Source organism: Priestia sp. BR_2 (assembly GCF_041954005.1).
GTDB lineage: Bacteria > Bacillota > Bacilli > Paenibacillales > Paenibacillaceae > Paenibacillus_AQ > Paenibacillus_AQ lautus_A.
Genome location: NZ_JAVFHM010000193.1, coordinates 79,869 through 105,046 on the forward strand (window position 1 = coordinate 79,869; position 25,178 = coordinate 105,046).

Annotated in this window: 17 protein-coding genes and 1 pseudogene; 2 read left to right on the forward strand and 16 right to left on the reverse strand. The window is 52.2% G+C overall.

Annotation, left to right across the window (positions count from 1 at the left end):
- Window positions 1-20: 20 nt before the first annotated feature.
- From RB298_RS13735 to RB298_RS13745, 3 genes are all read right to left on the reverse strand, one after another.
- Entirely contained in the window at window positions 21-2,336 is a 2,316-nt protein-coding gene (locus RB298_RS13735) for a helix-turn-helix domain-containing protein (protein ID WP_486047358.1), read from the reverse strand.
- A 340-nt stretch (window positions 2,337-2,676) separates the two neighbouring features.
- Window positions 2,677-3,942, reverse strand: coding sequence for a glucuronoarabinoxylan endo-1,4-beta-xylanase XynC (gene xynC / locus RB298_RS13740; RefSeq protein WP_486047434.1), 1,266 nt, complete (start codon window positions 3,940-3,942; stop codon window positions 2,677-2,679).
- 86 nt (window positions 3,943-4,028) lie between these two features.
- Window positions 4,029-4,853, reverse strand: coding sequence for a sugar phosphate isomerase/epimerase family protein (locus RB298_RS13745; protein WP_486047359.1), 825 nt, complete (start codon window positions 4,851-4,853; stop codon window positions 4,029-4,031).
- A 132-nt stretch (window positions 4,854-4,985) separates the two neighbouring features.
- Between RB298_RS13745 and RB298_RS13750 the strand changes: the two genes are divergently transcribed.
- Entirely contained in the window at window positions 4,986-5,768 is a 783-nt protein-coding gene (locus RB298_RS13750) for a helix-turn-helix domain-containing protein (RefSeq protein ID WP_096773837.1), read from the forward strand.
- 95 nt (window positions 5,769-5,863) lie between these two features.
- On the opposite strand, the gene RB298_RS13755 is transcribed toward RB298_RS13750, so the two are convergent.
- The 13 genes and pseudogenes from RB298_RS13755 to RB298_RS13815 form a co-directional block, all read right to left on the reverse strand.
- A complete protein-coding gene (locus RB298_RS13755; RefSeq protein ID WP_277745916.1) occupies window positions 5,864-7,255 on the reverse strand; it encodes an ABC transporter substrate-binding protein in 1,392 nt (463 codons plus the stop codon).
- 352 nt (window positions 7,256-7,607) lie between these two features.
- Window positions 7,608-9,419 carry a family 43 glycosylhydrolase gene (locus RB298_RS13760; protein ID WP_486047360.1) on the reverse strand — a complete coding sequence of 604 codons (1,812 nt, stop codon included), beginning with the start codon at window positions 9,417-9,419 and terminating at the stop codon, window positions 7,608-7,610.
- A gap of 285 nt (window positions 9,420-9,704) precedes the next feature.
- On the reverse strand, window positions 9,705-11,573 hold the full coding sequence (locus tag RB298_RS13765; RefSeq protein ID WP_096773840.1) for a beta-L-arabinofuranosidase domain-containing protein: 1,869 nt from the start codon (window positions 11,571-11,573) through the stop codon (window positions 9,705-9,707).
- A 37-nt stretch (window positions 11,574-11,610) separates the two neighbouring features.
- Window positions 11,611-11,952, reverse strand: coding sequence for a carbohydrate ABC transporter permease (locus tag RB298_RS13770; RefSeq protein ID WP_486047435.1), 342 nt, complete (start codon window positions 11,950-11,952; stop codon window positions 11,611-11,613).
- A gap of 341 nt (window positions 11,953-12,293) precedes the next feature.
- Window positions 12,294-14,507, reverse strand: coding sequence for an ABC transporter ATP-binding protein (locus RB298_RS13775; protein ID WP_486047361.1), 2,214 nt, complete (start codon window positions 14,505-14,507; stop codon window positions 12,294-12,296).
- 23 nt (window positions 14,508-14,530) lie between these two features.
- The gene (locus RB298_RS13780) at window positions 14,531-15,061 is read right to left on the reverse strand and encodes a DUF1854 domain-containing protein (RefSeq protein ID WP_192571786.1); all 531 of its coding nucleotides are present in this window, start codon (window positions 15,059-15,061) and stop codon (window positions 14,531-14,533) included.
- The gene (locus RB298_RS13785; RefSeq protein WP_486047362.1) at window positions 15,058-17,325 is read right to left on the reverse strand and encodes an ABC transporter ATP-binding protein; all 2,268 of its coding nucleotides are present in this window, start codon (window positions 17,323-17,325) and stop codon (window positions 15,058-15,060) included. Before RB298_RS13785 ends, RB298_RS13780 begins: the two co-directional genes overlap by 4 nt.
- Before the next feature lie 104 nt (window positions 17,326-17,429).
- Window positions 17,430-17,834 (reverse strand): alpha/beta hydrolase, encoded by a 405-nt coding sequence (locus tag RB298_RS13790; RefSeq protein WP_486047363.1) that lies wholly within the window; start codon window positions 17,832-17,834, stop codon window positions 17,430-17,432.
- 127 nt (window positions 17,835-17,961) lie between these two features.
- Window positions 17,962-18,210 (reverse strand): annotated as a pseudogene (locus RB298_RS13795) (esterase family protein); the annotation flags it as partial.
- An 83-nt stretch (window positions 18,211-18,293) separates the two neighbouring features.
- Window positions 18,294-20,036, reverse strand: coding sequence for an SGNH/GDSL hydrolase family protein (locus tag RB298_RS13800; RefSeq protein WP_486047364.1), 1,743 nt, complete (start codon window positions 20,034-20,036; stop codon window positions 18,294-18,296).
- A 19-nt stretch (window positions 20,037-20,055) separates the two neighbouring features.
- Window positions 20,056-21,576 carry a glycoside hydrolase family 43 protein gene (locus tag RB298_RS13805; protein WP_486047365.1) on the reverse strand — a complete coding sequence of 507 codons (1,521 nt, stop codon included), beginning with the start codon at window positions 21,574-21,576 and terminating at the stop codon, window positions 20,056-20,058.
- 49 nt (window positions 21,577-21,625) lie between these two features.
- Window positions 21,626-22,660, reverse strand: coding sequence for an endo-1,4-beta-xylanase (locus RB298_RS13810; RefSeq protein ID WP_486047436.1), 1,035 nt, complete (start codon window positions 22,658-22,660; stop codon window positions 21,626-21,628).
- Between the two features lie 98 nt (window positions 22,661-22,758).
- Window positions 22,759-24,057 (reverse strand): endo-1,4-beta-xylanase, encoded by a 1,299-nt coding sequence (locus RB298_RS13815; RefSeq protein ID WP_486047437.1) that lies wholly within the window; start codon window positions 24,055-24,057, stop codon window positions 22,759-22,761.
- 320 nt (window positions 24,058-24,377) lie between these two features.
- Between RB298_RS13815 and RB298_RS13820 the strand changes: the two genes are divergently transcribed.
- Window positions 24,378-25,151: a helix-turn-helix domain-containing protein gene (locus RB298_RS13820; protein ID WP_213578740.1), complete on the forward strand. Its 774-nt coding sequence runs from the start codon at window positions 24,378-24,380 to the stop codon at window positions 25,149-25,151.
- Window positions 25,152-25,178 lie beyond the last annotated feature (27 nt).

A 25,178-nucleotide genomic window follows, 5' to 3' on the forward strand; every position in this document is an offset into this window, starting at 1 on the left:
TTGGCGAGATCGCCGTCTCCTTAATCGGCCATTTGCCGGAATGTGCTCGGCGACACGCCGCGAACCCGCTTGAAGGCCCTCCGAAATGAATGGGCGCTGTTATACCCCACCTGCGCGGCGATCTCGTCAATCGTCAATAGGTTCTCCTGCAGCAGCTCGGCCGCCTTGCCGATCCTCACCAGCTCAACGTAGTCCGAAGGGTTCGTTCCCGTATGTTCCTTGAACATTTGGGAGATATACTTTTCGGGCTTGCCAATATGCTCCGCGATACGATAAAGCGTCAACTCTGCGTCGGAGTAACGCTCGTGGATATAGCGGCTGATCTCACCCACGGTCTCGGCATGCATGTCGCATTTTTTCTTCCGGACGTCCATGCAGATATCATGAATGAGCTTCCCGAATCTGCCCCTGAGCTGATCGACCCCGTCCGTCGTCGAAACGGCAGCGATCTGTTCCTTGATATGGTCGGTCAACGGCTCGTCGTGGAATATTTTTTGTTCGGCCAGCTTCAAAAAGGTTCCCTTGAGCTCCGTCACAAACTGCTGCGTCATATCGTACGACAGCTCCCTTTCTTCAAAGTTCCGGCTGAGCAGCTGGTCAAGAAGGCGGCTTGTTTCCTCCAGTTCACCCGCCTTAAGCGTATTGAGCATACGCTGTTCGGATTCAATCGGATAATAGTACAGCTCCGTTGCTTTCATCGCATCCTCGAACCGGGTGATGCCGACTGCCCCAGTATGGACGGCATATTCCAACGCTTGCTGCGCTTCGTTGAAAGAGTCAGCTACGCCGTTCCACGCGTCGAACACCGAACCCAGCCCGATCGTGATCGACAATCGATGCTGCCGATATACGGTATCGACCAGTTCGAGCAGACCGGCTTCCAGGCGACGATGTAAATCGTCCAGCGGCTCTCCGGCAAGCGCATGCACGAAAGCGATCTGGTCCGAACCCCAGTCCGTAACCAGCACATCGGGTTCCAGCCGACTCAAGGCCTGCCGGACGATCAACCGTGCGACGCTGAGTTCCTGGATGATTTCCTCACTGTCAGCGCTGCCATATCCGGCAACTTTTAGAATGCCTGCACGTCCATGCTCGCCGCGGAGGCGGACTCCGGTTTGACCGGAGACCGCCTCGATCTCGCGCAGCGTATAGAAGTCGCCTGTCAGCAGCCGCTTGATAAACGCATCCCTAAGCAGCGGGAGCTGATCGTTCAGTGAAGACTCCAGCAATTTATTGTTTGCGATCAGCGCCGCGATATTGCCGGCCAGGAAATCATACTCGTTACCGATCTTCTCCCGAGAAATGTGGTTTTGCTCGCGAAACACGGACAGGAGCGAATGGAGCTTAACACTGTGCCGGTACGCGAGCACAAGTCCGATCAGCAAACCGATGACCAGCGCAGCCAGCGTAAACGTCGTCGTGACCCGCTGGATTTTGTCGGCCTTCGTCAACAGCACCTGCTCGGGTATTCCGGCCATATAGGTCCACCCGTTCAGGTCGGACCGGATGGAAATCAACAGTCTGCCGTCGCCCGCGGGGCTGATTTCGCCGTTTTCGTCTCCCGGAGCTTCAGTGAAGCGCTTGGCTTCCTCTTCGCCGATGCCGCGGGACAGGATCAAGCTGCCTTCCCGGTCCGCAACCACCGCCCAGCCGCCGTATTGGTCCACGATGTTTTGCAGCAGGCTGCCCATATGATCTTCATCGATCATAACGCCGATCATCGCCTGTGGATTGTTGAAGCTGTTAAGCGGTATCGACTGCAGAAACGTGACTGCCGGCTTTTCGACAAACACCGTATCGCGGATTTCCCGCCTATATTTCTTAAGCGGAATCAACTCATTTAGATGAGGTTTCTTTATTACGGCCTCTTCCCATTCCTCGAACGTCATTCCTTCAAGCCGATTCGCCTCGTAATAATGCTCAGGCCGGTAATAGACGGTGCTCGGCGTAATAATGGCGTTATAATTGCGTATGTAGATGAAGAAATTGGACAGGTAATCGTTCGTGCTGCTGTACATGGACAGACTGCGCTGCATCCTCCCCAACCCGTAAACGTTGTTGCTGTCGAGCGGCTTGGGATCGGCGATCAGACGATATAAATCCTGATTGATCGCAAGCTGCTTCGTGAAGGCTTCCACCTCCACCAGATGCCGCTCGATGATCTCTTTTCCCAGATTCAATGAACTCAGACTGTTTTCGATCGAGCTTGATTTTGCTACTTCAATCGAAGCCCTGTACGATGCATAACCTGCGATTTGGGGGATTAACAGCACAATCAGGTAGGAAATCAGAAATCTGCGGAACACCGGGGAGAACTTGGACCATAAACGCTGCATATGTACCCTCCTCTATAGAAAGCGTTTTCAAATATGAAGCAATTCGATGATACACTTGACTGTTCGCAAGAAAAAGGTACAATTCCTTCCTCGGAGTACAATTGCAAACGATATGGCAATAGGTTAGGAGCGAAAGGACGCAAATTCCTTTACGAGGCAATATGATCAATCGGAGTTAATATAAACATTAAGCAGGAACCACTGCGAGCTGAGTGTCGGCACTTCGTGGATTTCCTTATTGATTACCAGCCCAGAACAAAGAGCTGCCCTTCCAAGTCACCCTTGTGACTTGAAGACAGCCCTTATCATACGCTTTGTTAACTGTACCGTAGACGATGTGTTACCGGAGTTCACCTACAAAAGTCGTAACGCTTTGCGCGGGAAGATGAGCCCAGAAATTGTTCCCTGTTACATTGAGAGACGTTCCGGGTTGAAGATTGCTGCTGCTGCTCGTGATCCACCTCGATACCTGCGCAACGGATCCATTCTGAAGGACAAAGTTCTGATTGACCCCGGAGTTGTTCCGGTTTATGGCAACGATAACGATTTTGTTGTCGCCTTTATAGGCGGATACGTAAACGTTCGTTTCTGGATTTTTCGAAGCATCCACCCTGACATAGCCGGGACGGACAAACTTGGAGAAATGAGCCATATTGTAGCCGCGTTTGCTGATCGTGCCGTCCTCTTTCATCGGACCGTAGGATCTGCGGATATACCACCAAACGTAAGCTTGAAAATCTCCCTCTACCATCGCATTGTGGATATGGTAAGACACATCCAAGGCTTCAGGCCAGCGATCCGCCGAGTTGTTGTCGCTATTCGGGTAATACACCTCGGTCATCCAGAGGTCTTTTCCCGCTCCTTTTTGTTTGAATAATGGATACGCAAAATTGCTAACTTGGGTACCGTACAGATGAGCGGCAAGAATATCCATATTGGCAAGCGCCTGGGGATCATTTAGAATCGGGTCCGACATATTTTTCAGATATTGGAACGATTCCGGTGCGATCACTCTGCTGTTGATCGATCCGGCATTTTCTTTCATAAAGCGAAGCATTTCCTGCGGCGTCCACCACGTCCAGTCATGCGCATAATCGGGCTCGTTCTGGACGGAAATCGCGTAGAGATTCACGCCATTGTTTCTCATGTAGGTTACGAAATCGTTAAGATGCTGGGCATACGCGGCATACTTGTCGTAACGAAGTCGCTTTGCCGACGTATCGCCGTTGCGGTTGAAGGTCTCGACCATGTCGGCGGGCGGATTCCATGGCGAAGCGAATACGATAGCTCCAAGGGCAATCGCCCGTTTGGCCGTATCCAGTTCACGGTACCACTGATTTCGGTCTTCGTGCACGTAGATTCTTAATATCGAGAATCCTAACTGGTTGTTTCCGTTTCCGAATGCGGTTTCTCTCTGTGCTGCCGTCAAATCTCCGATCCATGCCGGGTGGTTGATGCCCCCGAAACCGCGAATCACTTGTTTCTCAGACGATACATTCACAACGGCGTCGCTGGCTGCGGCAACATCGCCAGGTGCCGGCAAAAGGGACAACGCAAGGACAAGGGCCAAACATGCACTTATGGCTTTCTTATAACGTGAAATCAAGAAACGATTCATGAGACTCTGCTCCTCCCATAATTTTTATTGGATTCGTGACAGGATGCACTCGGGTTAAATTCATATCTGGCCTTTCAATTCCACTCCATCCCTTCCTCAGCTAGCAATCGCTTTATCGCTTTGGAAGCCTCGACGAATAGTTGGGGATTCGTGAATCCCTCGAACCTTCCGTCGGCCCGCAGATGCGGCTCCAAGGACAGAAAGCCGGAATACCGCCTGCGGCTAAGCTCTTGAAGGAGCAGACGTAGCTCGCCGTCTCCATCGCCTGCGGGCACGACCATCCCCTTCCCCATCATGGCGTCTTTGACATGGATATACGCCGTATATTCGCCGACCAATGGGTAGGCCTCGCCTACGGGTTTCACGCCGCACTGCACGAAATTCGCCGGATCGAATGCCGCCCGCAAATGGGGGGACGAAACTGATTGAAGCAACTCCAAGCATCGCTCGCCGGTGTCTCCGTAAATATGGCTTTCGTTTTCATGAAGCAGTACAATGCCTTCCTGCTGTGCCAACTGAGCGAGCCGAAGCATGCGCCGTATTACCTCTGGCCGATATTTCTCGTGGTCTCCGTCGGGAATGTAAAAGGAAAACACGCGGACATAAGGCGCTTGGAAATACTTAGCCAAACGAACGGCATGCTTGGCATGTTCGAGATGAGGTTCAAAGTCGTCGGTGATTTGGATTTTCCCGATCGGCGATCCGATTGAGGAGACTCCGACCCCCCGCTGCGATAATCGTTCTTTTATGCCAGACAACTCTTCTTCCGTCAACTGCAGCACGTTTTTCCCCCATACGCCTCGAAGCTCAAGATAACGGATGCTTTCGGATTCAAGGACATCCAGCTGTTCCTCCAAATCCGGGGAGATCTCATCCGCAAACCCGGTTAACGTGATCATTCGACCATTCCCTTTCTTAGCTGAAAATTTCGATAATCGCAAGCGGCGATTCCATAGTAAAATTACAATCCAATCACAGGTTGTAAAAGTTCATTAAGACGTTACAATTTTTTAAAAGGAGGCGATTTTCGCATGGAGCTTGAATATCACCCTCATCTCGTACCGAATATCTTTCTGTTCGTAGACCGTAAATGTTATCCGGATTGGAAAATTCAGAAGTCCCGAATCGGATTTCATGATTTGACGTTCGTTGTTGAGGGCCGGGCAAACTACTACATTAACGGCAAAAAATTTGCAGTCGAAGCAGGCGACCTGGTATACGTTCCCGGAGGAAGCGTACGAGAAGCCCATACATGTAAGGAATCGCCCATGCATGCGTATCCGTTCAATTTTTTCTGGGCCGATCCGCATAATTATATCCGGCTTCCGTTTGGCGTGGTCACAAAGAAATTGATCACCAAGGAGATTCTTGCCTACATCCGGGAGTTCAACCACGTGTGGATGAATAAACAACCGTTTTATATGATTCATGCACGTGCATTGTTCGAACTCATTCTCCACCGGCTGCTTCACGCCATGCATCGCCAAACGATCCTGCATATGGATCCGCGGATCAAGAAACTGACCGCATTCATCGAAGAACACTATGCCGAGGACTTGTCAATAAACGATTTTGCCGAGCAGTTCAATCTTCACCCCGTTTATTTAGGAAAACTATTCAAAATAAACACCGGTTCGACCTACAAGGAATACCTGCAGCGCGTTCGCGTAAATAATGCTGAAATCATGCTGGCGACCGGCAATTGTACTGTAACGGAAGCCGCGGAATGCTGCGGTTTTTATGACCTTTCCTATTTCAGCAAAGTGTTCAAGGAATCGAAAGGCTATCCTCCCTCTGCCATTAAGAGGCATTAATCGAAATCGCTTTCCAACACGAATGGCTTTACCTGAAGCCGCCCTCCTAATCGAAAGAGGATGCGAGGGCAGCTGTTATGCTTGACGATCCCTGCTCACTTTTTCCAAACTGTATCAATCGCGGCCTGGAACGGCGCTTTGTATTTCTCGACGACCGTCGAAACCGGGATGCCTTCCATGATCTCCCCTATAAAATCGTAATAAGGCATCGATGGATATCCGCTCTCGGTATCGATCACTTTAATGCTCTCACCGGCCATCTTGGCATTTTCAATATCGTCCTCGTTGCTGAATAAAGTCTCCAGCGTAGATTGTTTCGGATAGTCGTAGATCGAGTCGATATCGTTGATTTTCTCATAAATGTAGACCAGTCGTTCGGGATGCTCCACCGCGCTTGGAATCGTCAAGTAGTTTGGGATCGTATTATGCGAATGATACCCTGTGGCGCTTGGCCCTTTCGGGAATGGAAGAAAGCCGATATCGTAATCCGGCATGTCCTGCTTGAAGTTCTCCATTTCATAGTCGCTGCCGGCAAGCATCAATGTGTTGCCTTGGCGGAAAAATTGGCCCGCCTCAGTCCAGTCCCCTCCTTCCGTAGGCCTGCCAACCGCCTCGGTTGCAAGTCGCGATAAGAAGTTCAATACTTCCAAGGTTTTTGGATCCTCGAGTCCTTGCTGATCGAGAATGACCAGATTCGCCTCGTTCGAAGCCATGGCAGGAACCAGCAGGGAAGCGGTTGCAAGCCCCCAAATATCCAACTTGCCGTCGTTATTTGAATCTTTGTTCGCTTCTTTCGCGACTTGAATGAATGTGTCCCAGTTCCAGTTGTCTTCGTTGACGTATTCCTGCAACGGCTTTATGCCCAATTGATTCATTAGCGTGCGATTATAGAAAATGCCGGATGATGCGCCGTTGATGCCGGTCCGAAATCCGTAGCCTCTTCCTTCGTATTGGGAGTACTCGTTCGTGTACTGCTGTATGAATACCTTCTCATTCTTGGTGTATTCATCCACTGGCGCGAACAAACCTTGATTGACCAGCGTCGGAATCATCCATGGCCTTGCAACCCGGATGATATCGCCGATCGGTTCGCCCGCTACCAGCGAAGCTGTCACCTTGTCCTGATATTCGCCGAAATCCACGGTTACGTATTCCATTTTAAAATTATGCTTTTCCATTAACTCTTCCAAATTTCGTTTCCGATTAATGTTGTCAGGGTTGTCTTCCTGAATGGACTCGTCATACCAGGACACCCATTTGATGGTGCTGCCGCCCATATCAAAATCCATTTCCGGCGTACCGGTTATGTCTTCTTGGGCGCTTGGTTCGTCTGCCCGTTCCTCGTCTTTCACTCCAGGCTCGTTGACGGCCTCATTCGCTATGCCGGGTTCGCTCGACTTCAGATCACCGCCCGAACCGCTGCTGCATGCCGTCATGATCACCAGAATCAGGCTGCAGAACAGCAGACTGATCTTACGCATCCACATGCGTTATTCCCCTCCCTTGGTCATGGCTGCATTCATGTTGCAGCGCTTACATTTTGTAGCTACCAAGATCATATAACTGCTTGCTTTAACGGACCAGAGAGAAACTAAACATGATTTGTAAATTCTAAAAGTGTTGATGCTCTGGGCAACGCAAAGGGCCGGAAAGTGGAAAGCGCATGAGCATCGGCTAGACGGTGTGCCCAATCTGAATTCATCATTGGCAAAGGATTAACCTCGGGTTCACATCGTCAAAACGCAAAAGAAGCGCTGCGTACCCGCACACGGGAACACGGCGCTTCTTTTGTTCTTCATGTTCAACAATTCGCACAAACCCAGAAAAGTTGTTGTTCCGTCAGCCTTCCACCAATGCTTCCACCTGCACATCCAGGTATACGGACGCAAGCGCTGGATTCAGGTCCTTCTCTTCCGTCAAGCCCAGCATCGGTTCACCGTCAACGTCGAAATGCACGCGACGGAGACCCGAGCAGCGGGGCTCTCCGATGCCTGGACGAGCGTGATATACGCTCCAGATCGTTCCTTCCTCGTCCTTCACATAAGAATTGTGTCCTGGCCCGTATTCGCCCGGCACGCTTCTGGAGGTTAGCAGCGGGTAATTTCGCTTCGTCCATTGGTTCGGGTCAAGCAAATCAGCGTCAGAATTGACGGTGAGCATGCCGACGCAATACGTGGCATCGACCAGAGCACCGGATATCGTCACGAAGATCTTCCGGTCTGTCATGAGTGCAAAGGGCCCTTCCTCCACGAACGTTTGATTGTTCGCCCAGCCGTAATCGGGCTTGGACAGCAGGACAGGCTCCGATATCAGTCTCCACGGTTCCCTCTGATCCGTCTCGGCGATATAGATCCACGAGCCCAGGTCATGCGGTACCAATTCCCTTTGCGCCCAGAGCACATATAAACGGCCTTTCCGCTCTAATACGGTCATGTCCAGCGTTATGCCGGCTTGAAACAGCGGGCTTCCGTCATGCCTGGCGACCCGGATCGGGGTCCCCCAATCCGCAGCCATTCTCGGATTGCCGCCATTCTTTAACCGCATAACATGCGATTGAATGTCTTTGAACTCGCCGCTGCTGCCGGCAAGAAAAATATACAGATCGCCGCCGATGCCATGAAGCTCAGGCGCCCACAGAAATCGCTTCAGATGATCATGCATGCCTGAATCCAGGATTTTGGTTTCTTCTGCCGAGACCAGACCGAATATGGAATCCGCCTCCCGGATCGATATCGTATGGTTGCCGTCGGCATCATTGGTCGCGACAAAATAATACCTTCCGTCCCACTGCGCAATGCAAGGGTCGGCACGGTTCATCGCCATAGGAAACGTATAGCGATCCTGCCGAATGCTTCCAGAAATGCGATAAGTTCCGGGACGGCTCCAATCGATCTCGGACGCATCCCACTCAATCGGCTTGATCGCGGTTGTGCCATCACTGTATATCGCCGTCACTTTAACGGCTTGTAACTGTTCTTTGGACGTAACGGCCACACGCTCCGGCAGTTCATTACGCACATGAACCGGTACCGTAAGCTTATGAATCAGCCTCTGAGCCACGCCTCGCGATACACGAATCGCATTGCGGGGCACTGCTCCTTCAATGTCGACGCGTCTCGGGCTTAGCGTGAAAGCTTCGCACGGCTTCGGCTTGGCAGCGTCGTCCGGGCATGTCACGTCCGCCATTTCCCTTTGATAATACCTACCGTCTTCTTCACGCCAACGAAGGATATACCTTCGGGAAGCATGTTCATATTCGCACATGATATCTTGTACATGAAGCCCGTTCGTTAGGTTCAACAGACCGAGCTCCCGATACTGCAGCAAGTCCGGGGAAGTGAACAAAAGCACCGAGCCCTTGCTCTGCTGATCGGGAGAACCGTCCGCTTCCGTCCGAATGGCCAGTACGCCAAAGTTTCCGTCAGCCATGTGGAACAGGTACGGATTCTTCAAACTCTTGGCGGACAGCGTGGCGTTTGAGCGCTCGGCGGCTTTAGCGAACAGCACCCCCGAGTTGTGATTAAGCTCCCGATAACTCATTCCGTCATCGGTGTAAGCGAGATGCATGCTATATGCAAGCTTCGGGGAATAGATTTCCGGTTCAAGCGGTTCTCTCGTATAGCAGAGAACGCTGTGAATTTCATTTTCCATACGCTGCTCCTTCCCTCCTAACGGATAAGGCTTTTCAAGAATAATCTCTTCCAGCTTTGCAGTCCGGCTTCGAGTAATGAATATTCACTCCGATCGTCCCGCCGAACAGGAACGTTATATGAAACCTCCGACAACTTACATCTCTCAAATCTCCATTACGGAAATGGCAATTTTACCGATCTCAGTATCCTCCTGTTTGATCGTACTGGTCCTCAGCCTAGATCTATCGCAGGAATGGATGTTGATCGGCTGGACACACAGAATATTTTTATTTTTCTCTCTTCACTATAATTTTGTACGCGTTACTTTGAAGTAAATTTGATAAGGTTCGTACCCGATATCCCGAATTCGTTTGAACGTGATGGCAGGTTCCTGGTTGACTGTCTTGAAGAAATACCGCCAACTCCCCCATTCACGTTCATTTTCGTTCTCGATAGCGGACGCAATATCCTCATCCCACATATAGAGCTGCTGTTCTGATTCGCACAAGCCTGCCAACACTTCTGGCCCGTATCGGAAGGCACCTGTTCGTTCGTCGTCCGGTAGCGGAACAAACCGAATGCCGATTGGCAGCATAATCGAGACGGTATCGCCTTCCTTCCATGCTCTGTGAATGTCATAGAAGTTCTCGCTGTCCAGAGTCGTCCCCTGCAGAACGTCATTGACGTACACGGATGCTCCCGCCATGATCCACTCAGGTATGCGGAAGCGGAGCGTGAACGTTGTCGGTGCGGCAGCAGATACAATGAAATCGTATTTGCGAAAAGTAGGTATATTTTCATTTATCGACGCTGTATCATTAATAGCTTGGTACCCGGCCGTGTTAGACGAGGATAGGAGGCTCCCGCTCATTTTGTCCTGCGTCTGTACGATCCGTATGAGGGTTCCAGCGATACTTGTGTCCAACTCGGAATCGAAATATTGATTGATATAGACGATATCCCCGTCCTGATAATAAATCCCCATGTTCCAGGCCGCATTCGCCTGAACCATCGTGCCGTGGCAGCAGAAGAAGCTGTCGGTTTCCGTGCTCCACTCCTTGCGCAGACCGGCCTTCATGGGGAGGAAATAGGTCAGCAGGCCGGTTCTAGGATAGTTATGCTGACTACCAGTCAAACCATATTCCTGATAATAGGCTTGCGCCATAATGCCATTGTATAGATTGTACTCGATATATTGCGCGTAGGTAGGGTCGCCAGATTGACGAAATAAGAAATCTGCTAGTCGGATCATGTTATAGACAGTACAATGCTCCTGATTTTTGTCACCTAGGCGGGCCTTCATCTTCATCTTCGGCATCCAGACCTCTCCAGCGGTTTGACCGCCTGTCGCCAGGCTTCCCCTTTCCGTTACAGCGCAATTCCAATACGCTTGGACGATGGACAGCCACCTGTCATCTCCGGTAACCTCATAAGCTCTCGCACAGCCGAGCACTTCCGGTATCGTAGTGTTAGCATGCATATTCGTAAGCGGATCCTTGCCCTCCAGCAAGGGTTGAAAGAGCCGACTGCGATAATACCGGTCTAACAGCACACGATATTTGTCCGCTCCGGTTATGTGCAACAGATCGGCCCAAACCTCAAGCATTCCGCCTGTCTCCACATCGAGAATATCGTCGAATTGCTCTCTTGTGAATGTGCCGCTCCATTCGACAAACCAGTCCGCGAACCGATCCACGATATCCAGGGCCTGCCGATTACCGGCATATTGCCAGGCATCGACCAACCCCATTAATATTTTGTGCAAATTGTATTGGGGCGCCCAGATGCTTTTTCCGCTTGCAATCCAGTGCAGATATTTTTCGGGAATCGGACCGACCCACTGACCGCCGTTATCGCGTTGGCATTCATGCAACTCATGCACAATAGCATCCAGTTTGGCCTTTAATTCGATGTCGCCGCTTTCTTCATAATGCAACGCCGCACCAGACAACCAATGACCAAGAAAATGGCCGCGCAATTGGCAGACCGGCGTTTCCCAACCGCCGTGCGCACCTTCGGGAATCGTTCTTCCATGAAATCTTCCGGCCTCCAAATGATAATTAAACAACAGATGACCGCTGTCCAGCTTCATCAGATAGCTTCTGTTCGCTCGTTCCCTGCGAATCAGTTCTTGCTCTTTCAAAATGACCTGTTTGCCTCTCAATGCTTTCATTGAGTTCCTCCCTTCGATATGTCGGCAGAACGAGCTTTTAATCTTTCAGCCCGGATACCGCAATGCCTTTAATAAAGTACTTTTGTCCTGACATAAACAGCATAATAGGCCGAACGAGAACCATCGTGGCCGCCGCCATCAACAACTCCCATTGAGCTGTGTAATAGCCAATAAATTGCTGCAGGCCAAGCGCCAGCGTGAACTTAGATTCCTTGTTGATGTAAACAAGCGGGCCCAAAAAATCGTTCCACACACCCAGAAACTGAAACAGCCCAACCACAATGACGGCCGATTTGGATAAAGGAAAAATAACATGCGTGAGAATGTAAAAATAACCTTCTCCGTCAACAAGAGCTGCTTCGTCAAGTGATTTGGGGATCGTTCTATGCGATGACCCGGCACCGCTTTCTCATAATCATCCATCCACTCCCGGCTGGCTGGAGGTAATAAGTAAATATCGGCCGAATTGAAAATAGGTTCGATCAGCCCCTTATCCTCTCAGCCCTCCCTTAAACCGTTTCAGCCTGTCTCCGGTCGACAGCGTGTTTTTTCACAGCTATCTTGCAGACTAAGGGTCACCCGGATGAACAGTTCAGTGTAATCTTTACTATGTCGGGCAGCAGCTCAGAATAGGAAACTTGGCTCAATTTCTCCAACGTTCATAAAGATCCATCTTTGTGTTTTCCATATCGTCTATTTCACAGTAAGCTTCTGGCGGCGTCATACCACCACGGAAGGGTCGCTCTTGCGGGACATGCCGCGCTGGGCGGAGATCAGATTGTAGTAGATCCCCTGCTTTTTCATCAATTCTCGATGCGTGCCGATTTCGGCGATCCGCCCCTTATCAAGGACGATAAGCCGGTCGGCATTTCGCAGCGTGGATAGACGATGCGCGATAGCGATCGTCGTGCGATTCTTCGTCACCCGTTTCAGCGCTTCCTGGATGGTCGCTTCCGTCTCGATGTCAAGCGAAGCCGTTGCCTCGTCCAGAATGAGGATTCGGGGATCGTTCAGCACGGCCCGTGCGATCGCTATGCGTTGACGCTCGCCACCAGACAAATTGTTCCCGTTCTCTTCGAGCCTCGTATCGTAACCGTCGGGCAAATTGATGATAAAATCATGCGCGTTCGCGATTTTGGCCGCCTCGATTACTTCTTCCGGTTTCGCGCCCGGCTTCGAATACTGAATGTTCTCCGCAATCGTCCCGCTGAACAGGAACGTCTCCTGCAGCACGACTCCGATCTGCGAGCGCAAATCTTCCTGCCGGATCATCCGGATATCGATATCGTCGATCCGAATCTCCCCTTCGTTCACATCATAAAAACGGGAAATCAGATTGATCGTCGTTGATTTGCCCGATCCAGAATGGCCGACGAGTCCGATCATCTCCCCCGGCTTCACGGTGAGGTTGATTTCCTTCAGAACAGGCTCATACGATCGGTAACCGAAAAAAACGTCGCGGAACTCGATCGAGCCCCGAATCCGGTGGCCCACCGCGTTCTTTGCATCGATGACTTCCGGCTGCTCGTCGATCACCGAGAATACACGATGCATAGATATGACGGCATTCGCGATCCAGCGCGGCATGAACATCAACCAGGAGATCGGCCCGAATATCATTGCGGCGTAAGCGCTGAACTGAATCAGTTCGCCAACGTTCATTTCCCGGCCGATAATCATGTAGCAGCCGATCATGAGGACGAGATATTGGCCGATCTGAATCAAATAATTCGAGATCGGCGATAAAACGCTGTACAATTTCTCGCTCTTGATCGCGGCTGCGGCAAATTCGCCGTTGTATTTCCGGAATTTGCGGATTTCCCGCTCTTCCTGGCCGAACGCCTTCACGACCCGGATGCCGCTTAAAACGTCGTGAAGGAATGAGTTCGCCTTATCGGAGATTCGCCACTGCTTGTGAAACAGCTTGTGCAGCACGCGTCTCCAAATATAGTAGTGCAGATAAGCAACGAACGGAGCGGGAAGGAGCACGACCAGCGCTAGCCGCCAATCGGCGGTAAAGAGCAGCGCCGCTGACGCGACCAGGATGATCAGTTGGTAGATGGCCGTTGTGCACATCTCCTGAATCAAATGACGGATGCGGTCCGTATCGGCCGTCACCCTGTTCATCAGGTCTCCTGCCCGCTGGGACGTCAAAAATCCGAGCGACATGTTCTGAATCCGATCGAATACCGTTTTGCGCAAATCGGCCGCAATGCCCGTACTGACGCTGGCCATGATCCGGTTTTTGGCGATGCCGAGCAGCTCGCCGAAGGCCAGGGCGAACAGCATCCCGGCGAGGGCAAGGAAGAACACCCTAACGTTCGCTTCTTGCCCGGCGGGGGGCAGCAGCGCAGCGTTGACGAGTAGCTTCTGGAAATAGGGTCCAGCCATCGCCAGTCCCGAAGCGACGATCAGAACGCCAAGCCCAAGCATTAAGCCTCGCCAGTGCCTTCTCGACACGAGAAGCAGTCGTTTGAAAGCGGCTGTTCTGCTCATGCATCGGGGACACACCCGCGTACCCGGGACAAGCGATCGTCCGCAAGCTGCACAAACCGGATCCGCTTCATCATGATAAATACGGATGGGGCGAGTGGCAGCCATGTCATTCAAGATTTGGGCGATATAGCCGTACCTGGCCGCATGCTGCATCGTCACCCGGACGACGATTCGCTTCGTCTCGTTCTCCGTGGCTTCGAGCACTGCATTGCCAACGAACGGCACCAGCTTATAATCGCTGGCGTCCGCGATGTTTCCCTCATCTCGCACCTGGCCGTCTTGCACATAGGCCCACCTGCCACCGCCGATCGCAAGATAGCCTTCCACCCGCCGCCCTTCCAGCGACAGGTCGGCCGGGACGCAATAAGCGATCTCCGCTCCGACGACTTGCCGCACCGCCGCTAGATCCTGCTCTGAAAGCGTGAAATTCAAATTCATCGATTGTCCTCCGTTACCGCCGTTTACAATCTCATTTCGACCATTCGGTATTCCTTTTCGCTCAGACGGTCCACCTGAGGGATGACGAATCGGTTTCCGTCGACGTCGATAATCAGCAGGCGGTTCTCCGCCGCGAACTTGACGTTGCCGCTGCCGTTTCGCACCGTAAACCTGCACAGTCCGGCAGTCGTTGCAACTTCCCAATAGGAATAGCCGAACTCCTCGGTTACGGCAATAACCTTCGTTATTGCCGGCGTGAAATAACGGATTATCATCTGCCTTTCAATCAGGGAGGCCGTGCCTTGGGGAAAATCGTCAAGATGGCGGATCATGCCGATCTCCTTGTTATCCGCCGTACGAATCGACAAGAATGAGCGCTGGTTCGTATGCGGAAAGGAACAATGCACGTAAACCGGCGAATGCACTTCGCCCCCGGTACAGACCGATAGCATACGTCCGTTCGTCTCCGTAAAATCCGTATTGCCCGGGGTCAAATATCGGATGCCTGCCGCATCCGCCAGCTCTGTCCCCCGATGTTCGTCCATCGTCGTCATGCGATGATCTCCCCCTTCATTCTGAGCGCTTCGTCATGTTTGCGGACCAGTTCCCTATAGACGCCCTCCATCGCCATCAGCTCGTCGTGCGTGCCCTCTTCGACGATGACGCCTTTATCCATCACAACCAAGAAATCGGCTTGCCTTAACGTGGACAGCCGGTGGGCGATCGCGATCGTCGTCCGTCCTTTGACAAGCGAATCGAGCGCCTGCTGAATTTGCAGCTCCGTCTCCGTATCGAGCGAGGCGGTCGCCTCGTCTAGAATGAGCACCTTTGGGTTGTGCAGCACAGCCCTGGCGATCGACAGCCTCTGCTTCTCCCCGCCGGACAAGCTGTAACCGCCCGATCCGACCTGGGTATCATAGCCGTCCGGCAGCTTTTCGATGAAATCGTGCGCATTCGCGATTTTGGCCGCATGCAGAATGTCCTCCGCCTGGCAATCGGGATCGGCGTACGCGATATTTTCGGCGATGCTGCCCGAGAACACATAGACATCCTGGGATACGATCCCGATATGACGCCGTAGTGAAGCTGTCGAAAGATCCTTGACATTGACGCCGTCGATCCGGATTTCCCCCTCGGTTACGTCGTACAATCGCGACACCAGATTGACAAGCGTCGATTTCCCCGCACCCGAATGGCCGACGACGCCGATCATCTGCCCCGGTCTCGCGCACAAGGACACCTGCTTCAAAATCGGTTTGTTCGGCTCGTAGCCGAACGAAACGTTATCGACCACGATATCGCCTTTCATCGCCGGCAAATGAACGGCGCCAGGACGCTCGGCTACATCCGGCACGGCATCCTGGATCTCGAAGATACGCTGCGCCGCCGCCATGCAATTGGACCACCAGCCGACGATATTGTTCATGAACTGAATCGGCCCGTACAGCATCATCATATAGTTGACGAACGTCAGCACGGCGCCGAACGACATCCGGCCTTGCATCACGTACCAACCGCCGAACGCCCAGATCAAGATCCCGCCCGTCTGCGTCAGAAAATTGAGCACCGGGAACACGGTTCCGCTCAATTTGTTGAAACGCTGTTCGGCCCCGGAGAATGCATCGTTCGCCCGCTGAAAGCGGCGGATCTCCACCTTTTCTTTACCGAATGCCTTGACGACCCGCGAGCCGCGAACCGAATCGCTGATGATTGAATTCAGGGCGCTCACCCTGCGGTGCCTTCGCCAGGACAAGCGCCACAGCTTCGGAAACGCGCTCCGGACAAGCCAAAGGACCAGCGGCATCGGCAGCAGGCAAATCAGCGTAAGCCGCCAATCCATCCAAAGAAGCACGGCGGTGATGCCGATGATGTTCAACGCATTTACGATGAAATAAGAAAGCCCGTCTACGAAGAAATATTGCAGTTCCTGTGCGTCGTTATTCACTCGGGTCATGAGATGACCGGTCTGCCTACGCATGAAAAAATCGAGCGACAACCGCTGCAACGCGGTAAATACGGCCGATTTCAAATCGAATGCGACCTTTGCCGCCAGTTTTGCGATAATGGTGCCGAACAAGACCCCGAATAACAGCGATAGCGTTCGGAATGCGAGAATGATCACAATGACAAGACCGATCTTCCCCGCGAAAGCGCCACTTCCGGCAAGCGCCTGATCAAAAAGCACCGTGCCTTGAAAATAAGGAATGACGAGACCGGTCGCCGAATTGAGCAGCATAAACAACACGATAAAGAAGATGGACAGCTTATACTTGCCCGCAAACGACAGCAAACGTGCGAAGACGGCATGCCTCTTCATGCATTTCGGGCAGAATGGCCTGCCTTCTTCAGGGTACATCAATCCGCATGTCGGACAGGAAGCCCCTTCCGATTCCTCGTTTTGTTCGAAGGCCTCCAACCGCTCGTTTTTCTTCATTTTGTCGAAGGCTCCCGCAAATCGGACGGCCTGTTTCATTTGACCGCTCGTGAATGCGCCGATCACTCGCTCTTCCCGCTCCTTGGCCACGACCATGCCGGAAGCGACCAGATTAACGATGACCAGGGATTCCAATCGTTCGACGGGAATGCGTTCCCATGCCCAATCGATGGAACGGTCTCTCCCCGGCTTGCCAGCGTCCTTGCTCCGGCGGGCTGCATCACTCGAAAACGTCTTCTCCTTCGAAGTGACGCTGCCACGCAAGATGTGAAGATATTCCCGGGACAAGACGAGATATCCGTCCGTATAGCCGCCGTCCGGCAACCGGTCACACTCCATCCAGTGCACCAGATCAGCGGCTTTTGTACCTTTTCTGTCCAACATGGACATGATTTCCTTCGGCAGTAGCGTCATGATCTTTTCGCCTTTCGGTCATTTTGGCTGAAAGTAAAAAGCCCGGCCATAAACGGACAAGGCTTCCTTGCACATTAGCTATCTTTAAAAAGGTGCTGAGAAAAATGATACAAATCGCTCTTCCATACGGACCAATCATGTCCGCCAGGTTCCTCAAACCAAATATGTGGAACCTGGTGCTCCGCCAAATACGCATGCGTCCGGTCGCTAATCGGCTTAAGACTGTCTTCGTCGCCGCATGAAAGCCACAGCAATTTGAGCCTGGCCGACGCTTCTTCCGGATGCGGGACGAGCTGTTCAGGAGATTTCGTATTGGGAGCCGGGGAAAAAGCGCCGATCCATGCGAAACGGTCGAGGTGCTTCAAGCCGATATTCAAGGATTGCCCCCCGCCCATGGACAACCCCGCAATCGCACGGTTTTCCCGACCTGTCGATACCGAATAACGCGACTCGACAAAGGGAATCAGGTCGTTTAGCAAATCGAAATTCGAACGTCTCGAATGCTTTCACTTTGTCCGGATCAAACAGGTCCCCTTCAGCCCGATCGTTCGGCATCGCACGGCCATTAGGAAAAACGACGATCATCGGCGCGAGCTTCCCATCCGCGCATAGATTATCCAGAATCGTCTGCGGATCCGCATGGCGGTGCCATTCCGACTCATCACCACCGATCCCATGCAATAAATAAAGCACGTTGTACGTTTTATCATCGCCATACCCTGGTGGCGTATAGATCGTCGCCTTTCGAAAGTTGCCTACCGTTTCGGATGCATATTCCACCGTTTCGATTATTCCCCTGTCGATATGTTCCCGCGGCCGATCGTATCCAGCCAATGCCGGTGCCGTCTCCTTCATATTCCTCTCCCCTTCATCTTATTGATTTAGCGCCAGTTAATGCCCAATCAAGCCTACCCTTGGAACTTTAAGCTATCGCAATCCTACGGGACGTAACCGAAGCCCAAAATCGTGAATCGCTTATCCTCGTGCCCTTCCGCCATTTGGATCTCTACCACATGTTCTTCTGACTTGGACTCATTGTATAAAATCACAGCATTGCAGTGGGTCCAGTTCACTTCAAGCGGATCGGCGGTCTTCTTCAGCTTCCCGTCCACCCATATCTTCGCGGTCCCGAATTCCCGGCTGCCGGAGTCTTTATAAACAAGGATGAGACTCTTGCTCCGGAAGGTCATCTTGAAGCTGTGCTTGCCGGAATCGGCCGTGTGCATCCAGTTGTGCGGGAATTGCGGCGTGCCGTATGCATGATCGTCCAGCTCCGCCATTTGCAGATCCGTGTCGGTGTCCGAAAAACCGCCAGGATCAATGCGGGCGATGCGGTCGCCATTCCTGCGATCAAGCAGCTGCGTTAAGGCGAAGTCGTTTCCGATCAGCGGAGGCTGTACATCCGTCAGGTCCTCCTCGTCGATGGAGGAACGATCGGTTACCTCGAATAACCAGCCCAAACAATCGGCCATCACCCGATGTCCTGCATTGGTCGGATGATATATGTCGTAGAAAAACTGCCTTTTCGTAATCACGTTGACTTGCTCCTTGCTGTATCGAAACTGTTCCGTGACCGCATCCTTCACGCTGACCATCGGAAGGTTGTAATGCCAGCCTACGGGGGCTAGCCGGTCTTGAAGATTCCAGTCGTTCACGAATACGCTGAACAGCAAAATCACCGCCGGCTTGTGATCGGCACGAAGAGCCTTGAGGACCAGGCTCTCGTAACAGTTTCCTTTCGTTTCGTCGCCGGCGTCGTTGACGGCAAACTCGACGATCACGATATCCGGCTGTACCTCCCCTTCTCGAAGCACATCCCGATCATAGCGGACGATGCCCAGCTCCGACGGTGTGCCGCCTACGCCGGCTTTGATCAGACGAATCGGGCTGTCGGCGGCTGGTGCAAACCTTCGCTTGAACAGGTCATAGGATTGGTATGCGTAGCATTGGGAATGGAGCGGGACAGCACCGGCCCCTTGGGTGATGGAACCACCGATGTAGGCGATGGTTACGGGCTCGCCTCGCTTCGCTTTTTCGATCGCCGCTTTTAGTCGTTTGTTATGGCCCGGGCTTATGAGCGATTTCTTAATCATGTCTTGATAGGCTTGTGATTCCACATCGACCGGCGGGTCGGCTGCAACCTCGGGAACTTGGTAACCGTCACGAAGATAGAATACGATGCTTGCCGTTGCCAACACGCCCCCTCGCTCAAACTCCAAGACGAATTTGCCCGGAACATGGTCATCCGAATATCGACCCTCGTCGTCGCCCAGAACCAAGAGCGTTTCCGTTCCGTTGGCTGGACAGGTTATACTCTGCCGGAATCCCGTTTCGTATGGATTCGCTTTTCCCTGGTTCCAAAATGTGAATAGGGCGCTCGATACGTCTCGTTCATGAGCATGAACGGAGATCCCGATACTGTCCACCAGCCGGCGGAGACCGCTGCTGCTCTTTAGCAGCTCAAGAATGGTTTCATCCGTCACACCCCCCGTAAATCGGGCTCTATCGACGAGTTGGCTCCCGTCCAGGTAAATCTCTTGCGTATACTTCCCATCGGGACGAATCGTCGCTTCGATTATCGTCTCATACAGGATGTACAGTCCGCGGCGTCCGACTGCCGGATCCTGCGGTGCGGCCGGGCCTTCCGTTTCATTTGCCGCTGTCGTCCCATGGTCTGACATGGCTCGTCATCCTCCTGCTCTACCGTTCGGCTTTTTCGTAGCGGAAATAATCGAAGTCGGCATGGCCGCCGATTTGCGTGGTGGCATAATAAAATAACCCGATCCGATAACCCATAAAGTGATCCAACGTATACCGCATGTTCAGCTCTCCGCCGATCGGCATCCACTCCGACCCGTCGACAGAATAATGAAAGGAAGCCACATCTTTGCTGTTTTCAAAATCAAAATGGATTTTCAAATGCACATCCCTGCCGTGAAAACGTACGGTTTCCAGCTCCTTCTCTAGGCCATTCCCATCGTTCACGCTCATCCCGATGAACTTGTCGCCGTTTTCTGCCACCTTAACGCCTACGGTGCCGAAATGGCTTTGCAGGGCAACAAGCCCAGCTCGATCGCCCGGCTTCATACGATCCGTATCCAGCAAGGCCAATCCCATGCAAGCAGGCCCTTCCGTACGCTGCGTTAACGTATTGCGCGCCTGAAGCACGCCTGCAGCCAAGCTGCCCGTCGTCAGTCTTAGAAAACCGGGGCGTTCGGTCACCGACCACGACCGATGATCCGGGTTGTGGTTCCACTGCCAATTCAGCGCCAGTTTATCCGATTCGTATTCGAATTCGTCGCTGATCACGAGCGGCTTCGCCGCGCCTTGCGGCAAGTCGACATCAAACCGTTCCGGCACCTTGCCTTCCATGCCGAACACCGGCCAATCCTCCTCCCAGGCCACCGGCACCAAGCACGGGATTCTGCCGACGGCATCATGATCCTGGAACAGCATCGCGTACCACTTGCCATCCGGCGTGTCGAATATTCCTCCCTGGGCAATTCCCTTGTTACGGTATCCGAGATCGTCATCCAATACGATTCTTCGTTCATAGGGGCCGAGCAATTCCCGTGACCGGTAACAGATTTGTCTGCGCCGGCCGTTGCCGAAGCCTGCTTTCGGCCATTCAATGAACAGCAAATAATAATAACCGTTGATTCGATAGGCATGGCAGCCTTCGCAGCGAAGTCCGATACCCTCCGCTTCCGTTTTGAACAGCAGCTGGTGGATTCCGTCCGATTTAAGAGCCGTGGTATCCGCGGTCAACTCGGTGATGTAAATATCCCCGTTGCCGTAGATTACGAAGACGCGGTCATCATCGAAGAGCAGGCCCGGATCATGCCGAAGTCCGTCGATGACCGAACGCTGCCACGGCCCCTGAACGATATTGTCCGTGCAGTACAAGTAAAATTTCCTGGTATCGTTGCTGGAGAAACAAACATAGAATTTGCCCTGATGATAGCGTAGGCTGGCCGCCCAGGATCCTTGCCCGTATATATTTTGGCCGTCTTCCAAACGATGGGCCTCGTTATCTTCGAGCGTATCGTATACGTAACTAACGATTTCCCAATGCATCAAATCCTCGGATCTCATGATCGGACAACCCGGCATCGAATGCATGCTGGTGCTGACCATATAATAAGCATCCTCTGCGCGGATGACATCCACATCCGGCACGTCCGCCCATATGATCGGATTCGTGATCAATGTCTTGTTCATAGATGGTTTCTCCCTTCAACTATTGGAGACTGCTGGGAACGGTGCGCGATCAAACATCCTGAAATGTCTGATCTGCCTTGGCTTCCTTCAACAGGTTCCAGTAAGATTCCTTCGGATGATGATTCTCATCGAAGACAAACGGCCAATTTTTGCGGCCCCTTACCGGAAAATGATCCAGCCAGGTATAATCGTCCGCCGCGCCCCAGAAGGTTACGGAAGTAATGCTGCCGCTGTACTCTTTAAGCAGCCGGAACAATTGTCCGTAACGCTCCGCCTGGCGCTCAAGCATTTCTTCCGTCGGCGCCGCCAGATCGGTCCGCTTATCCTCATGCGTGAAAACGGATACGTCAAGCTCCGTTATATGGAGCATCAGGTCAAGGCTTGCATATCTTTCGATGGCCCTGCGGATATCGTCAAGCGAAGGGAACTCCAGATTCCAATGAGCTTGAAGCCCGACGCCGTGAATCGGCACATCCTGCTCCTTTAACGATTTAAGGAGCGCGTAAATCTTCTCCCTCTTCTCCGGTACGGATTCGTTGTAATCGTTATAAAACAGCAGCGCTTGCGGATCCGCTTCATGCGCGTATTCGAATGCCTTGGCGATAAAATCCTCCCCGATTGACGCAAGCCACGGGGAAGAACGAAGAAGTTCGCTTCCGCTGTCGGCAATGGCTTCGTTCACGACATCCCAAGCATGGATATCTCCGCGATAACGGCCAACCACCTCATCGATGTGCGCTTTCATCCGCGCAAGCAGCAGCTCGCGGCCGGCTTTTCCGCCGGAGCTGTTTTGAAACACCCATTCCGGCGTCTGATTATGCCATACGAGGGTATGTCCTCGCACCGCCATTCCGTTCGATTTGGCAAACGATATAATCTGGTCGGCTTGCTCGAATGTATATACCTCTTCCGATGGGTGCAATCGCTCGAATTTCATTTCATTTTCCGCCGTAACGCTGTTGAAATGGTGCGTCAACAATTCCTTTTGGGTCACCATCGTGATCGGATTCACGGCAGCTCCGATGTTGAAGCTATTTCCAAAGGCTTCATGAAGCTTGGGCAGCTTCTCCACATTCATTCTCATCATTCGGCTTTCTCCTTATCACGTTTATTTGGGTAATCGGCATCGAGCTATACAATTGTTTATCCATAATTCTTGCTCGACACTGCGGTAACGTCTGTTTATAACTCGGTCTTCGCTGCCTCAACAACGGCCCAAAATGCCGGTTTGGGCTGATGTCGTTGATCGAACAGCAAAGGCGCATTGGTACGTGCGACCGGAAAACCGTGAAGCCAGGTATGATCGTCGGCGATGCCCCAAAATACGACGCCGCTAAGAATGTCCTTGTTTTGGCGGAATGCCTTAAACAACTCGCCATATCGTTCGGCTTGCAGGTTTAGGATTTCTTGCGGGAGATTTTGGCCGTAATCGCTGCGGTCGTTCCAGGCATAAATGCTCATGTCGAGCTCGGTGACGAGATTGTCGAGGCCAAGCTCCGCGAATTTCCGCATCGACGCGATGATGGAATCCACCGATGGACCATACATGTCAATATGCGTCTGATGTCCGACACCGTCGATCGGAACACCTTGCTCCAGCAAATCTTTCACCAGCTGAAACAAACGGTCCCTTTTCACAGGGTTATCCGTTCCGTAATCGTTAATATAGAGCTTCGCTTCAGGTCCTCCGGCTTCCCGAGCCGCTCGAAAAGCCGTTGCGATGTAATCGGTACCGGCAATTTTATACCAATCGCTCGCGCGCATCCCATCCGGATCCCCGGGTTCAATGACTTCATTCACCACGTCCCATGACGTAATCTCGCCCTTATATCGGCCGACGATCGTCCTTACGTGGGTATCCAGGCGTTCCAGCAGCAATTTTTTGTTCGCTTCCTGGCGCTTGGGGTCTGTCTCATCCACCATCGGCTTGCCTTCCGCATCTTGGAAAAACCATGCACCAACTTGGGTATGCCAGACCAGGGTATGGAAACGGACTTGCATGTTGTTCTCCTTGGCAAATTCCACGATTCGGTCGGCGTTCGTCCATTTAAACTGGCCTTCCGATGGCTGGATCGCATCCGGCTTCATTGCGTTCTCCGCCACCAGCCAGCGGACATGCTTCTTCAGCAGCTCCGACGATGGGCCGTTGGTCTGATTCGGTTCGATCGCGGCGCCGATCGGAAAATCCTCCTCGAATAGTTCATGAAGCGATGGAATATCTTGCCGTACAGACGGTTGTGCCTGCGGTTCAGTAGACGCGGGTTTGTTTGCCCTAGCTGGGGATTCGGCACTCGAATTCCCGTTCGACGCTTCGGAGTTCCCCCTTAGCTCCGCGGCTCCTTCCTCCAGTGTTCCTTGTGCCTGACTTTCCGCGGCCTGCTTGTTGCGGCTGTCCATATAGGACACGATTAAGAGGAGAACAACGGACGCTGCCACCGCAGTTGCCACTGACGTTACCGCCCATCTGCCGAGTTTAGACATACGAAGCAAAACACTGCCTCCTTTCCGCTTCGAGCAAAAAACAGAAATCCGGTACGGAACCCGGAACCCCGCCCGAATGATCATAACTCCATATTAGCGCTTACATTGTTTTTGCAACAACCTGCCAAATTGGGGTCCTTCACCCGTCCAATCTCAGGTTGTCAAAATTTCTTACGCGTTCACATACCGGTTATATTCAGTAAGAAGTAAATATCGGTTAGAAATATAAAGATCGGCACATTGTGATCCAGCCTTCCGTTCCCCATAATGTTATCAAACCGTATGTAAGCGTTATTACAAAGAAGTTAGGGGGAAGCATTGTGCATGATATTCTGCTTGTTGATCTGGAAACTCATGATGTAGAAACACCGGGAAGCCCGCCGGATTGGAATGATTTGAGATGCTCGCGGTGCCGCTGCGTCAGGTCCTCCTCGTCCGCTATGCAATTCGTTGCCTTGGAGCCTTACACGGTAGTAATTATCCATGCGTTCGGTTCAGATTCCGCAGGCATGGAGTTATGCGAACAAATCCGGTGCGTAAGCCGAGTCCCTATCATTGTTGCCGGAGGCAGCACGGACTTTTATTGGACCCGGAAAGCCTTGCAGCTGCAAGTCAACGATTATTTGCCAGCACCGTTCACGATCGAAGAGCTCAGCTCCAGCTTGCAGATGATCACGCCGGCAACCGATTCCGGTGACGGGAATCCGTGTCTTAGAGTGTCCCATGTCCATGCGGAAAAGGAGGATCAGGTCATTCAAGAGGTCAAGGAATACTTGGAAGATTCGAAGTATCAAAACGTCACCTTGAAAGAAATTGCCGAGCGGATGCATTTCAACTACTCCTATTTAGTCCAAAAATTCAAGTTCCACGAGAAGATGACCTTTAACGAATATCTGTTGCAGCAGAGGATGGAGAAAGCGAAATTCTTGCTGGTGCACACCGACATGAAGATATACGAAATCGCTGACATGGTGGGTTATAACGATATGGACTGGTTCTATAAAAAATTCAAGTCCTATGCCGGCGTAAGCGCTAACATGTTTAGAAAAATGCATGGATCGCAGACAGTTCAGATCGCCTCTGGCCAGCATTAACTTGTACGTACATTATAACCTCGAAAC